Consider the following 13,816-nt stretch of genomic DNA (forward strand, 5'->3'; position numbering starts at 1 on the left):
ACACCTTCGTTGACTGACATTCCGCCTTCGCGAGCAGGCTCGCTCCCACAGTTGTTTTGGCACATGACTTGAACCTGTGCAGCGCTCGGCGCATCTTTATTCGTGTCGCACCACAAGAATAAGGAACCGTCATGTTCGATATCAGCACGTTCCCCAAAGCCGATGCCGTGCGCCAGGCCGCTCAGTTGAGCCAGGACGAGTATCGGCGCCTGTACCGCGAATCGATTGAACACCCCAGCGCCTTCTGGGCCGAGCAGGCCACGCGCTTCCTCGATTGGAGCACGCCGTGGCAGACCGTTCAGCGCTATGACCTGAAGACCGGTGAAGCGGCCTGGTTTGCCGGCGGCAAGCTCAACGTCAGCTACAACTGCATCGACCGTCACCTCAAGCAACGCGGCGAACAGACCGCCCTGCTCTGGGAAGGCGACGATCCTGCCGAATCGGCGCAGATCACTTACAACAAACTCCATCACCACGTCTGCCGTCTGGCCAACGTACTGAAAAGCCGTGGCGTGAAGAAAGGCGATCGGGTGTGCATCTACATGCCGATGATCCCCGAAGCCGCCTACGCCATGCTCGCCTGCGCGCGAATCGGCGCGATTCATTCGGTGGTGTTCGGCGGATTTTCCCCGGATTCCCTGCGTGATCGAATTCTCGACGCCGACTGCCGTACCGTGATCACCGCCGATGAGGGCGTACGTGGCGGCCGCTTCGTGCCACTGAAAAACAACGTCGACAAAGCCCTGCAAAGCTGCCCGAACGTCAGCACCGTGGTGGTCGTCGAGCGCACTCAGGGCCAAGTCGATTGGGTCGAAGGCCGTGACCTTTGGTATCACCAGGCTGTGCGCGAGGTCAGCGATGACTGCCCGCCGGAACCGATGGACGCCGAAGATCCGCTGTTCATCCTCTACACCTCCGGCAGCACCGGCAAACCCAAAGGCGTGTTGCACACCACCGGCGGCTATCTGCTGCAAGCAGCAATGACCTTCAAGTATGTGCTGGACTACCGCGACGGCGAAGTGTTCTGGTGCACCGCCGACGTCGGCTGGGTCACCGGCCACAGTTACATCGTCTACGGGCCGCTGGCCAACGGTGCGACCACACTGATGTTCGAAGGCGTGCCGAGCTACCCGAGCAGTTCGCGCTTCTGGCAGGTCATCGACAAGCACAAGGTCAACATTTTCTACACCGCACCCACCGCCCTGCGCGCGCTGATGCGCGAAGGCGCCGGACCATTGAAGGAAACTTCGCGCGCCAGCCTCAGATTGCTCGGCAGCGTCGGTGAGCCGATCAACCCGGAAGCGTGGGAATGGTATTTCAATGCTGTCGGTGAACAGCGCTGCCCGATCGTCGACACCTGGTGGCAGACCGAAACCGGCGGCATCATGCTCAGCCCGCTGGTCAGCGCCCAACGGATCAAACCCGGCTGCGCGACGCAACCGATGTTCGGCGTGCAACCGGTATTGCTTGACGAAGCCGGCAAGGAAATCAAAGGCGCCGGCAGCGGCGTGCTGGCGATCAAATCCAGCTGGCCGGCGCAGATTCGCAGCGTCTACGGCGATCCGCAGCGGATGATCGACACCTACTTCAAACCCTACCCCGGCTATTACTTCACTGGCGACGGCGCCCGCCGCGACGAGGACGGCGATTACTGGATCACCGGACGCATCGACGACGTGATCAACGTTTCCGGCCACCGCATCGGCACCGCCGAAGTGGAAAGCGCCCTGGTGCTGCACGACAGCATCGCCGAAGCCGCCGTGGTCGGTTATCCCCACGACGTCAAAGGCCAGGGCATCTACGCATTCGTCACGCCAATGAACGGCACCGAGGCCAACGAAGAGCTGAAGAAAGACCTGCTGGCGCATGTCAGCAAGGAAATCGGCAGCTTCGCCAAACCGGACCTGATCCAGTGGGCGCCGGCATTGCCCAAGACCCGTTCGGGCAAGATCATGCGGCGGATTTTGCGCAAGATTGCCTGCAATGAGCTCGACAGCCTTGGCGATACTTCGACCCTGGCAGATCCGAGTGTGGTGCAGGACCTCGTCGACAAGCGGCTCAATACTTGAGAGCTGCAAGTTTCTAGCTACAAGCTGCAAGCTAAAGCGGTCCGCGCAGCTTTTCGCTTTTAGCTTGCAGCTAGAAACTTGCCGCTTGTAGCTCCCCGACTGCTAAGCTTCGCGTTTTTTCAGCAAGGCGCCCGCATGTCTTCCTTGAATCAGGCGCTGCGCGCCGCCCTCGATCAACGCCAGGACCTGCTCGCTGCACTGCACAGCCAGGGCACCGATTGCTATCGGCTGTTCCATGGCAGCCAGGAAGGCGCCGGCGGCCTGACCATCGACCGCTACGGCCCGCAACTGCTGGTACAGAGTTTTCACCAGACGCTCGAACGTGACGACCTGCTGCAACTGCACGCCATGGTCAACCAGACCCTGGGCTTCGACAGCCTGCTGGTCTACAACGACCGCTCTCGGGGCAATTCGCGGATCGATCGCGAGGACAGTGTCTATAAAGCCGATGACGCTGCACTGGGGGATCTGGTCGGGCATGAATGGGGCCTGAACTACCGCGTGCGCGGGCGTCATGCCGGGCAGGATCCGCTGCTGTTCCTCGACCTGCGCAACACCCGTGGCTGGGTCAAGGATCATGCGCAAGGCAAAAGCGTGCTCAACCTGTTCGCTTACACCTGTGGCGTTGGTCTCAGTGCTGCGGCAGGCGGTGCGCGCGAGGTGTGCAACCTGGACTTTGCCGAGGGCAATCTGGCGGTCGGTCGGGAGAATGGATTGCTCAACCCGCAACTGCCGCCGATGCAATTCATTCAGTCCGATTACTTCCCGGCGATCCGCCAGCTCGCTGGCCTGCCGATCAGCGTGCGGCGCGGGCAGAAGCTGCCGAGCTATCAGCGCCTCGAACAGCGCCAATACGATCTGGTCCTGCTCGATCCGCCGGCGTGGGCCAAAAGCGCATTCGGCACCGTCGACCTGCTACGCGATTATCAGAGCCTGCTCAAACCCGCGCTGCTGGCCACCGCCGACAACGGCGTACTGATCTGCTGCAACAACCTGGCGAAAGTCAGCATGGACGACTGGCGCGAACAGGTGCTGCGCTGCGCCGAAAAGGCCGGTCGCCCGGTGCGCGAATGGAGCGTGATGACCCCGGGTGCGGACTTCCCCTCGCGGGACCAGCAGCCACCGTTGAAGACACTGATTTTGCAGCTCTAATCCCTCAAGCATGAGCGATTACATTCCCCTGTGGGAGCGAGCCTGCTCGCGAAAGCGCAGTGTCAGTCGACTTGTTTTTCACTGAACCAGCGCATTCGCGAGCAGGCTCGCTCCCACAAGGGAGATCTGTTCCTACAGAAATTTCTGAACAATCCTGTCCCACATCAAGCACTTCGGAACCAGAATCGCGTGCCATACTCCAAGGCACTCCGATTCAGACAGATGAAGCCGCACATGCCCAAAGGATTGATTCGCGCGATTGGCGCACTGCTGACAGCCCTGGCCCTCTACAGCCTGCTGGGGTTTCTGATCCTGCCGGGCATTGCCTTGCGCGTGGCCAACCAGCAACTGGCGAACTACGCGACGGTGCCGGCGCATCTGCAGCGCATCGAACTCAACCCGTTCAGCCTTGAGGTCACCCTGTGGGGTTTGATCATCGGCGAACCGGGCAAGGAGCAGGTCGGCTTCGATCGCCTCTATGCCAACCTGCAAATCGACAGCCTGTGGACCAAAGCGCTGCATCTGTCAGACATCGAACTGGACAAACCCAAAAGCGAAATCCTCTTCGCCAAGGACGGCAAGCTCAACCTGCTCGGCCTGTTCAACGTGCCGCCGAGCGAGCCGACACCCGCTGATCCCGACGCCAAGCCATTCCCGCTGCGTATCGACAACATCAAACTGGCCGGCGGCGTGGTGCATTTCGAGGATATGCGGCCCAGCGAGCCGATCGAATTTCTTTACGACGACCTCAGTTTCGAGCTGAAAAACCTCAGTACCCTGCCCGAGGACAGCGCCGACATGACCCTCGTCGCCATCGGCCCCGCTGGCGGGCGGATCGACTGGACCGGCAATTTCAGCCTGATCCCGTTCACCTCCGAAGGCACCCTGAAAGTCACCGATGGCCAGATGAAATCCTTCTGGCCCTACGTGCGCGACGCCGTGCCGCTAGTGCTGGAAAACGGCGTGGTCAGCCTCAGCACTGAGTACAAACTCAACCTGTCGAAACAAACCGAACTGCTGCTGAACAACGTCGCGGTGAGCATTGCGCCGTTCGCCATCAAGGCTCCGGGCGGACGTCCGCTGGCCAGGCTCGAACGCCTCGACGTCAGCGAAACCTCGCTGGACCTGGCCAAGCAGCAAGTGGTGGTCGGCAAGATCCGCAGCAACAAACTGGAAACCTGGGCGGCGCTGGAAGCTGACGGCCAACTGGACTGGCAGAAGCTGTTCGCCAGCCAGCCGTCGAAACCGGCTGCCAAAGCCGCTGCCGAACCGGCGGATACACCGGCCGCCGCCGACTCGCCGAAACCTGAGCCAAGCGCCCCGAGCAAGCCATGGCAGGTGCTGGTCAAGGATGTGCAACTGCGCAACTACACGGTCCATCTCGCTGACCGCTCGGCGCAACCGGCGGTGGCGCTGGACATCACTCCGCTGAACGTCGACCTGCAGGATTTCGACAGCCTCAACGGCTCGCCTTTCAAGCTCAAACTCGACAGCGGCCTGGGCAAGCAAGGCAAGATCAGCGCCGACGGCACGGTCAATCTGGCCCCGGTCAACGCACAGCTGAACGTGAAAACCCAGGACGTCGACTTGCGTGTCGCACAGTCCTATATCAACCCGTTCATTCGCCTGGAACTGCGCAGCGGCATGCTCGGCAGTGACCTCAAGGTCAACCTGAAAAGCGCCGAACCACTGGCCCTCAGCGTCACCGGCCGCGCGCAGATTGATCAACTGCACACCCTCGATACGCTCAAGACCCGCGATTTTCTCAAATGGCAGCAAGTAGTGGTCGACGGCATCAACTATCAGCACGGCGACAGCCTGTCGATCGACAAGGTCAACCTGTTGCAGCCGTATGTGCGCTTCATGATCAACGACGATCGCACCACCAACGTCGACGACCTGCTGATCCCGCAACCGGCCGACAGCGGAGCACAAAGCACCGCAGCCAAACCGGCCGGCAAGGACAAACCACTGGGCATTCACATCGGCGCGATTGCGATCAACGATGGTTCGGCCAACTTCGCCGACTTCAGCCTGACGCCGAATTTCGCCACCGCCGTGCAGCAGCTCAACGGCCAGATCGGCACCATCGACAGTCGTCAGGCGAAACCGGCCAGCGTCGACATCAAAGGCAAGGTCGACCGTTATGCGCCGGTGACCATCAAGGGTGCGGTCAATCCGTTCGACCCGATGGCCAGCCTCGACATCGCCACCAGTTTCAAGCGCGTCGAACTGACGACCCTGACGCCCTACTCCGGCAAATTCGCCGGCTACCGCATCCGCAAGGGCCGGCTCAACCTAGATCTGCACTACCTGATTACCAAGGGCCAATTGAAAGCCGACAACAAAGTCGTGGTCGAGCAATTGCAACTGGGCGAGAAGGTCGACAGCCCTGATGCGGTGAGTCTGCCGCTGAAACTGGCGATCGCCCTGCTCAAGGACGTCGACGGCAAGATCTCCATCGAATTGCCAGTGACCGGCGACCTGAATAATCCACAGTTCAGCGTGATGCCGATCGTCTGGCAAACCCTGCGCAATTTGATCGTCAAAGCGGCCGCAGCACCGTTCAAAATGATCGGCGGGCTGGTCAGTGGCGGCGGCTCCGAAGACCTCGGCACGGTGTCCTTCGCGCCGGGCTCCAGCGATCTGAGCAAAGACGCCGAAACGGCGCTGGTGAAACTGTCGCAGGCACTCAAGGAACGTCCGGCGCTGCGCCTGGAAATCGAAGGCACTGCCGCGAAGAGCAGCGATGGGCCACTGCTCGCCGAACAACGTCTGGAACGCGAATATCAGTACAACTACTACAAGATGCTCCAGCGCCGTGGCGACAAAGTCCCGGCCCAGGCCTCGCTGTTGCAAGTGCCCGAAAGCGAGAAAGGCGCGTTGCTCGAAGGCATCTACCGCACCCGCTTGAAAACCCAGCCACCGGCTGAATGGAAAGACCTGGGCAAGGAAGAACGCACGGCGAAAATGCGCCAGGGCGTGATCGCATTCTGGAGTGGCAGCGACGTGCTGTTGCGACAGTTGGGCCAGGACCGCGCCAGCACCATCAAGGATTACCTGGTCGACAAGGGCAAGCTCGAGGATGACCGCGTGTATTTCATCGACGCCAACCTCGGCGAGGCCGAAAGCGATGGCCGCGTGGTCACGCAAATGCACCTGGATGCCGAATGACCGTGCGTAACTGGTTGATGGCGCTCGCTCTCACGTGCGCCGCCGGCCATGCGTCGGCTTCGGATACATTGCGCTGCGGCAGCCAATTGATCAGCCTCGGCGACCGCGCCAGCGAAGTGCTGCAAAAATGTGGTGAGCCGGTCAGTCGCGATGTGCTCGGCTACAAGCGCAGTGCCAATCGCCGCGAAGAGTTTCAGGTCGAGGAATGGACCTACGGGCCGAACAACGGCATGTACCAGTACCTGCGCTTCGAAGGTAATCGCTTGCGGCAGATCAACAGCAAACGCGGTAACTGAGAAGAGCAAAAGATCGCAGCCTTCGGCAGCTCCTACATTTGGAATGCATTTCCCTGTAGGAGCTGCCGAAGGCTGCGATCTTTTGATTCTCCGAATAGAACAGGCCCCGACACAAGTGCCGGGGCCTGTAATGGTCACATCCGTGTGACCGTTCGCATGAACTCTAAAGTTGCGGCAGACGTATTGCTCGACCCGTCTGTCGCGTCTTCTCCCGGTTCAGGCGAGAAGTCTTGCCTTACTCGGCTTTCAGGCCGTCAGCAGAAACTGCTTTAACGCCTTTGATCTTTTTGGTGATCGCGACAGCGGAAGCTTTCTGAGCGTCTGTTACTGCTACGTCAGAAGACAGGGAAACTACACCTTTGTTGGTTTCGACTTTGATGTCGGTGCCTGGAATACCTTTTTCGGTAACCAGATCGCTTTTCACTTTGGTGGTGATCCAAGTGTCGGAAGTAGCTTCTTTAGCCTCGGTAACTTCACCAGCAGCCAGAACCATTGGCGACTGGGTAGCCTGAGCGGACTGGGCGAAAGCGCCACCAGCCATGGTCAGGGTCAGAGCGGTAGCAGCGGCAGTGATAGCGAACTTCTTCATACGAGTAACTCCTGTTTTTACTGGAAGTCTGCTGTAACGCTTGTCAGCAGGGTTACCGGATATATTGCGAACGCTGTGCCAACTTTTTTTGCCATATAAATTCTTTTAAAAACAATGAGTTATGAAAAATGCCAATTTTCATTTTCATGCAAAATGCATGACTCGCTCAATCTTCGCATGCAAGTTGCGGTTTTTTGGAAAGTTCATAAGCTGCTGAAATTATTGGAGCTTTTGTAGACAGGTGACCATACGAAAATGCCCCGCAGTGCGGGGCATTCGCTTTGTACTCAGTTAAACGCCAGGGCAACTGGTCGTCGTGTATTCCTTGGAACCGGAGAAGCCGCAAGACCAACCCGCGGTCGCACTACGAGTCAAGGTGATCGTCTGGCCAAGAACCGGAGCCGGAGCATTAAGCAACTTGCAAGTAATCGTCCCGGTACCGTCAGCCACTTTGCCACTCACACCCATTGTGCAGTTTTGAGTGGCACCTACGTTTGCGTTGACGTTAGCCAAAGTTGGATCACCAGATCCCGCGTTGATCACGTCTTCGAAATTGACTTTGAGGGCGGAAACTTCGGCAATACCCGCCGTCACCTTCGACCGCGCCTGATACTTCGAATACTGCGGCAGGGCGATAGTCGCCAGAATGCCGATGATCGCCACAACGATCAGCAGCTCGATCAATGTGAAACCTTGTTGTTTTTTCATAGACACGCTCCATGCATGAGTCGAAATCTCATGATCTGAACAAGGCTCAGCACAGCCCATGCCAACGCCTTTCAGGCCCCGCCTGCTGGGCGCGCGCAATCGCCTGCGCCGTTTCCTACAACCCGCAACCGCACTATCTGACACTTTTTGTCACCTGCACCGGCCGTGTTTGGCGCTGTCACTTGACTAGGCTATAAGTCATGAACGGCAAGCGTGCGGAATCCCCATGAATGACATCGCTCTGAGCGGTCTGGCCAAGCAATTGGTCCAGGCCGAACTGCTCACGGAAACAAGCGCCCGGCAATCCTGGGCGCAGGCCCAGCGCAATCGCGTGTCGCTGGTCAATTACCTGGTGCACAACAAACTGGTCAACAGCCGGCAAATTGCCGAGATCGCCTCGGAACATTTCGGCATGGCCCTGCTCGATCTGCATTGCCTCGACAAAGAGACTCAGCCCAAGGGTCTGGTCAGTGAGAAACTGGTTCGCCAGCACTGCGCCCTGCCCCTCTGGCGGCGCGGCAACAAACTGTTCGTGGGCCTTTCCGACCCAAGCAATCAGCAGGCGATCAGCGACATCCAGTTCAGCACCGGCCTGAGCACCGAAGCGATTCTGGTGGAGGACGACAAGCTCAGCGACGCCATCGACAAGTTCTTCGACAGCCATGCCTCGGGCCTGGAGGAAATGGCCGATGTCGATCTCGACGGCCTCGACGTCGAGTCCATTGATGACAACAAACAGGACGTGATCGGCGGCCTCGATGCCGACGACGCCCCGGTCGTACGTTTTGTGCACAAGATGCTGCTCGATGCGATCAAAAGCGGCTCTTCCGACCTGCATTTCGAACCCTACGAAAAAAACTATCGGGTGCGCATGCGCACCGACGGCATGCTGCGCGAGGTGGCCAAGCCGCCGATCCAGTTGGCCGGGCGCATTGCCGCGCGCTTGAAGGTAATGGCCAGTCTGGATATCTCGGAACGGCGCAAACCTCAGGACGGCCGCATCAAAATGCGCCTGTCGAAAAGCAAATCCATCGATTTTCGCGTCAACACCCTGCCGACTCTGTGGGGCGAAAAAGTGGTGATCCGGATTCTCGACCCGTCCAGTGCACAAATGGGCATCGATGCACTGGGTTACGAAGCCGAACAAAAAGCCTTGTACCTCGCCGCGCTGAAACAGCCGCAAGGGATGATTCTGGTCACCGGCCCCACCGGCTCCGGTAAAACCGTGTCGCTGTACACCGGGCTGAATATCCTCAACACCGTCGACATCAACATTTCCACCGCCGAAGACCCGGTGGAAATCAACATGGAAGGCATCAACCAGGTCAACGTCAATCCCCGCCAAGGGCTGGACTTTGCCCAGGCGCTGCGCTCGTTTCTGCGTCAGGACCCGGACGTGATCATGGTCGGCGAGATCCGCGATCTGGAAACCGCCGAGATCGCGATCAAGGCCGCGCAGACCGGCCACTTGGTACTGTCGACCCTGCACACCAACAGCGCGGCGGAAACCCTCACGCGCCTGCACAACATGGGCATTCCCGGTTTCAACATCGCCACCTCGGTCAGCCTGATCATCGCCCAGCGTCTGGCGCGCAAATTGTGCGCGCACTGCAAGCGGCCGCTGGAAATCCCCCACGAAACCTTGCTCAAGGAAGGCTTCCCTGAGGAACGCATCGGTCATTTCACGATCTACGAGCCGGTCGGTTGCGATCACTGCAACGGCGGTTACAAAGGACGCGTGGGGATTTATGAAGTGGTAAAGAACACACCGGACCTGCAACGGTTGATCATGGCCGAGGGCAATTCGCTGGAAATCGACATCCAGATGCGTCGCGACGGTTTCGCCGATCTGCGCACCTCCGGGCTGCACAAGGCCATGCAAGGCATCACCAGCCTTGAGGAAATCAACCGGGTCACCAAGGATTGAACATGGCGGTCAAGGCAGCAAAAGTCAGCGTTTACGCCTGGGAAGGCACCGACCGCAAAGGCAGTAAAGTCAGCGGCGAGTTGAGCGGACAGAACCCCGCACTGATCAAGGCGCAGCTGCGCAAACAGGGGATCAACCCGGGCAAGGTGCGCAAGAAATCCGCGTCCCTGCTGAGCTTCGGCAAACGCATCAAACCGCAAGACATCGCCCTGTTCACCCGGCAGATGGCAACCATGATGAAGGCCGGTGTACCGCTGTTGCAGTCCTTCGACATCATCGGCGAAGGCTTCGAAAACCCGGCCATGCGCAAACTGGTCGACGAGGTCAAACAGGAGGTCGCGGCCGGTAACAGCTTCGCTACGGCCCTGCGCAAGAAACCGCAATACTTCGACGAGTTGTACTGCAACCTGGTCGACGCCGGCGAACAGTCCGGTGCCCTCGACACCTTGCTTGAACGTGTGGCGACCTATAAGGAAAAAAGCGAAGCGCTCAAGGCCAAGATCAAGAAGGCCATGACTTACCCTACTGCGGTGGTGCTGGTGGCGGCGGTGGTGACCGGCATTCTGCTGGTCAAAGTGGTGCCGCAGTTCCAGTCGGTATTCTCCGGGTTCGGCGCCGAACTGCCGAGCTTCACCCTGATGATCATCAGCCTGTCGGAATTCATGCAGCAGTGGTGGTGGGCGATTCTTTTTGCGCTGGTGGCAGCGTTTTTCGGCACTCGCCACGCGTTGAAGACTTCGCAGGCCCTGCGTGACCGCCGCGATGCCTGGCTGTTGAAGCTGCCACTGGTGGGCACCTTGATGTACAAGTCCGCCGTCGCACGTTTTGCCCGCACCCTGTCGACCACATTCGCAGCCGGTGTGCCGCTGGTGGAAGCGCTGGATTCGGTCGCCGGTGCCACCGGCAATGTGGTGTTCAAGCGCGCGGTGTTGCGGGTGCGGCAGGACGTCTCGACCGGCATGCAGCTCAATTTCTCAATGCGCAGCACCGGTGTGTTTCCCAACATGGCAGTGCAGATGACCGCCATCGGCGAGGAATCGGGCGCGCTGGATGACATGCTCGACAAGGTCGCCGGTTTTTATGAAGCGGAAGTCGATAACATGGTCGACAACCTCACCAGCCTGATGGAGCCGTTCATCATGGTGGTGCTGGGGGTCATCGTCGGTGGACTGGTGGTGGCCATGTACCTGCCGATCTTCCAACTCGGCTCAGCGATCTGACATGCCTATCGAAGAACTGTTTGCTGTGTATCCGCTGGCCTTTGTGGTCAGCGCGCTGCTGCTCGGGCTGGTGGTCGGCAGCTTCCTCAATGTTGTGGTCTGGCGCTTGCCGAAAATGCTCGAGCGCGACTGGCGCCAGCAGGCCCATGATGTGCTCGGCCTGCCTACTGAAACGCCTGTGCCGACCTACAACCTGATGCTGCCGCACTCCGCGTGCCCGCATTGCGGACACCGGATCCGCCCTTGGGAAAACATTCCGCTGCTCAGTTATCTGCTGCTGCGCGGGCGCTGCTCGGCCTGTTCGGCGCCGATCAGTAAACGTTACCCGCTGACCGAACTGGCCTGCGGCCTGCTGTCGGCATTCATCGCCTGGCATCTGGGCTTCGGCTGGCCGGCGGGCTTGCTGATTTTGCTGACGTGGGGCTTGCTGGCGATGAGTCTGATCGACTGCGAACATCAGCTGCTGCCCGATGTGCTGGTGCTGCCGCTGCTGTGGCTGGGGCTGATCGTCAACAGCTTCGGCGTGTTCGTGGCGTTGCCCGATGCATTGTGGGGCGCAGTCGCGGGTTATCTGGCGCTGTGGTCGGTGTTCTGGCTGTTCAAACTGCTCACCGGCAAGGACGGCATCGGTCATGGCGATTTCAAGCTGTTGGCCTTGCTTGGCGCTTGGGGTGGCTGGCAGATTCTGCCGCTGACAATTCTGTTGTCATCCTTGGTGGGAGCGATTTTGGGCGTCGTCATGCTGCGTCTGCGCGCCCAGGCAACCTCGACGCCGATCCCCTTCGGACCCTTTCTGGCAATTGCCGGCTGGATTGCCTTGCTCTGGGGTGGTCAAATAACCGACTTCTATTGGCAGTCTGTCGGTTTGAAATGAATACCCCTGTGGAAAAACCCTGGATCCTCGGCCTGACCGGCGGCATCGGCAGCGGCAAAAGCGCGGCGGCGCAGCACTTCATCGACCTCGGCGTGCACGTGGTGGACGCTGATCATGCGGCGCGCTGGGTAGTCGAGCCGGGGCGTCCAGCGCTGGCGAAAATCGCCGAGCATTTCGGTTCCGGCGTGTTGCAGGCCGACGGCACACTGGACCGTGCCGCCCTGCGCAAACTGATTTTTGAAGACCCTGAACAGCGGCGTTGGCTAGAGGCGCTGTTGCATCCGTTGATCGGCGAAGAAATCGCTGATCATCTGGCGCAGGCAAAATCGCCTTACGCGATTCTGGTTTCACCGCTGCTGATCGAGTCCGGGCAATACGCGATGACTCAGCGCATCCTGGTCATCGATGCGCCGCAACAACTGCAGATCGAACGCACCTTGCAGCGTGACCAGACCAGCGAAGCGCAGGTGCAGGCGATCCTCAAGGCGCAATCGAGCCGTGAAGACCGCGTGAGCCGTGCCGACGACGTGATCGTCAACGACCGCGACCTCGCCTGGCTGCACAGCGAGGTCGAGCGTCTGCATCACTTTTATCTGACTTTATCCGAAGGCCAAGCATGAGCCAGATTCCAACCGTTGAATGCCCGACCTGCGGCGCCCCCGTCGAATTCACCCCGGCGAACAAATTCCGTCCGTTCTGCTCCGACCGCTGCAAACTGATCGACCTCGGCGCCTGGGCCTCGGAAGAGCACAAGATTCCGGTCGCCCCGGATGCCGAAGACGAGCTGTTTTCCGGCGATTTCGATCCGCGTCACTGATCGCTGATCAGGGCCGCATAAAGCCGTAGTCCTGACTGTCGTCGAGGTTCTCCGCGAGAAAGCGCAACTCGTCGGCCAGGTCTTCGGCATTGCGCACTGCCTTGCTCTGCTGCACCACGGCGCTGAGCAGGGCGCGCAAACTCAGGCCCGGGTCAAAGCCCACTTCCTGCGCCAGCTCCAGACTCTGCCGGGTTTCCTGCCGCGCCCATTCATAAACGCCCATGCCACTGCTCCTGAAGGGATTTGCGCGAGCATGAAATCTCTGCGGCATGGCCGGTTTGATGTGGATCAAGACTTCGGATCGTCGTCCTTCCACGGCGCCGAAAGGTAGCGGGTGCGGTTGAAGGTCTCCAGCCATTCCGGGCAGAACACCACCAATGCACTGACGACCATGCCGTTGATAAAAGCCTCGGGGAACAACAGCAACCACAGGTAGCCGACGAAATCTTCCAGCCATTCCGGCATGGCGAAGAGGCCGTCGTACCACAGCAGCGTCAGGCTGAGGATCAGGCACAACAGGCCTGACAACGCAGCGGCGAAGAAACCGGAACAGAAGATGTAAACGAATGGATTGCGTGGCTGCGCACGCTCCACGAGGATTGCCACGCATTCGGTGATCAGCACTGGCAGCAGAATCAGCAACGCGCCATTGACGCCGACCGCAGCCAGGTCCTGACGGCCCAAAAGCACTAGGCCAATCTGCGCAACCAGTCCGCCGACGATCGCCAGCGGCCAATCGAGCAGCAGCGTCACCGCCGTCATGCCGATGAAGTGATACGACACGCCGGTGTCGAAATCCCTGCGCACCAGCCACAGCAGAAACAGCGCTAACACCGTGCCGAACAGCAAGTGCTGCCGGCGACTGTCGCTGAACAGCTCGACCCATGGCGCACGCATGATCGCCCAGAGCAGCGCCGGCAGATAAATCAGCCAGCCGAGTGTCAGGCTTGCCGTTGAAAGCAGTTCGGCACCGATCATGATTCCCTCACC

General features: G+C 59.7%; 13 protein-coding genes. 9 read left to right on the forward strand and 4 right to left on the reverse strand.

Going from position 1 to position 13,816, the window contains the following annotated elements:
• The first annotated feature begins 131 nt into the window (after nt 1-131).
• The 4 genes from acs to AB4O45_RS08875 all read left to right on the forward strand — a co-directional run bounded on the left by acs (nt 132) and on the right by AB4O45_RS08875 (nt 6,691).
• On the forward strand, nt 132-2,069 hold the full coding sequence (gene acs, locus AB4O45_RS08860; protein WP_041477824.1) for an acetate--CoA ligase: 1,938 nt from the start codon (nt 132-134) through the stop codon (nt 2,067-2,069).
• Nucleotides 2,070-2,204: 135 nt separating this feature from the next.
• The gene (locus AB4O45_RS08865; RefSeq protein ID WP_460161315.1) at nt 2,205-3,221 is read left to right on the forward strand and encodes a class I SAM-dependent rRNA methyltransferase; all 1,017 of its coding nucleotides are present in this window, start codon (nt 2,205-2,207) and stop codon (nt 3,219-3,221) included.
• Nucleotides 3,222-3,443: 222 nt separating this feature from the next.
• The gene (locus AB4O45_RS08870; RefSeq protein WP_460161316.1) at nt 3,444-6,395 is read left to right on the forward strand and encodes a DUF748 domain-containing protein; all 2,952 of its coding nucleotides are present in this window, start codon (nt 3,444-3,446) and stop codon (nt 6,393-6,395) included.
• On the forward strand, nt 6,392-6,691 hold the full coding sequence (locus AB4O45_RS08875; protein WP_252878910.1) for a DUF2845 domain-containing protein: 300 nt from the start codon (nt 6,392-6,394) through the stop codon (nt 6,689-6,691). Before AB4O45_RS08870 ends, AB4O45_RS08875 begins: the two co-directional genes overlap by 4 nt.
• A 235-nt stretch (nt 6,692-6,926) precedes the next feature.
• Here AB4O45_RS08875 and AB4O45_RS08880 read toward each other — a convergent pair whose 3' ends face one another.
• Both AB4O45_RS08880 and AB4O45_RS08885 read right to left on the reverse strand, forming a co-directional pair.
• Entirely contained in the window at nt 6,927-7,280 is a 354-nt protein-coding gene (locus AB4O45_RS08880; protein ID WP_315435464.1) for a BON domain-containing protein, read from the reverse strand.
• Nucleotides 7,281-7,571: 291 nt separating this feature from the next.
• Entirely contained in the window at nt 7,572-7,988 is a 417-nt protein-coding gene (locus tag AB4O45_RS08885; RefSeq protein ID WP_071173630.1) for a pilin, read from the reverse strand.
• Nucleotides 7,989-8,214: 226 nt separating this feature from the next.
• On the opposite strand from AB4O45_RS08885, the gene pilB reads away from it, so the two are divergent.
• The 5 genes from pilB to yacG are packed head-to-tail and all read left to right on the forward strand — an operon-like array spanning nt 8,215 to nt 12,826.
• Entirely contained in the window at nt 8,215-9,915 is a 1,701-nt protein-coding gene (pilB, locus tag AB4O45_RS08890; RefSeq protein ID WP_056790439.1) for a type IV-A pilus assembly ATPase PilB, read from the forward strand.
• 2 nt (nt 9,916-9,917) lie between these two features.
• Nucleotides 9,918-11,135, forward strand: a complete 1,218-nt coding sequence (locus tag AB4O45_RS08895; protein ID WP_460161317.1) for a type II secretion system F family protein — start codon at nt 9,918-9,920, stop codon at nt 11,133-11,135.
• A gap of 1 nt (nt 11,136) precedes the next feature.
• The gene (locus AB4O45_RS08900) at nt 11,137-12,009 is read left to right on the forward strand and encodes a prepilin peptidase (RefSeq protein WP_217865200.1); all 873 of its coding nucleotides are present in this window, start codon (nt 11,137-11,139) and stop codon (nt 12,007-12,009) included.
• The gene (gene coaE, locus AB4O45_RS08905; protein WP_460161318.1) at nt 12,006-12,629 is read left to right on the forward strand and encodes a dephospho-CoA kinase; all 624 of its coding nucleotides are present in this window, start codon (nt 12,006-12,008) and stop codon (nt 12,627-12,629) included. The genes AB4O45_RS08900 and coaE overlap by 4 nt, the downstream gene beginning before the upstream one ends.
• Nucleotides 12,626-12,826 carry a DNA gyrase inhibitor YacG gene (gene yacG, locus AB4O45_RS08910; RefSeq protein WP_016773149.1) on the forward strand — a complete coding sequence of 67 codons (201 nt, stop codon included), beginning with the start codon at nt 12,626-12,628 and terminating at the stop codon, nt 12,824-12,826. The genes coaE and yacG overlap by 4 nt, the downstream gene beginning before the upstream one ends.
• A 7-nt stretch (nt 12,827-12,833) precedes the next feature.
• On the opposite strand, the gene AB4O45_RS08915 is transcribed toward yacG, so the two are convergent.
• Both AB4O45_RS08915 and AB4O45_RS08920 read right to left on the reverse strand, forming a co-directional pair.
• A complete protein-coding gene (locus AB4O45_RS08915) occupies nt 12,834-13,049 on the reverse strand; it encodes a hypothetical protein (protein WP_016773148.1) in 216 nt (71 codons plus the stop codon).
• A gap of 65 nt (nt 13,050-13,114) precedes the next feature.
• Nucleotides 13,115-13,804, reverse strand: coding sequence for an energy-coupling factor ABC transporter permease (locus AB4O45_RS08920; protein ID WP_252868300.1), 690 nt, complete (start codon nt 13,802-13,804; stop codon nt 13,115-13,117).
• Nucleotides 13,805-13,816: the final 12 nt, after the last annotated feature.

The sequence above is a fragment of the Pseudomonas sp. S2_B10 genome, assembly GCF_054668425.1.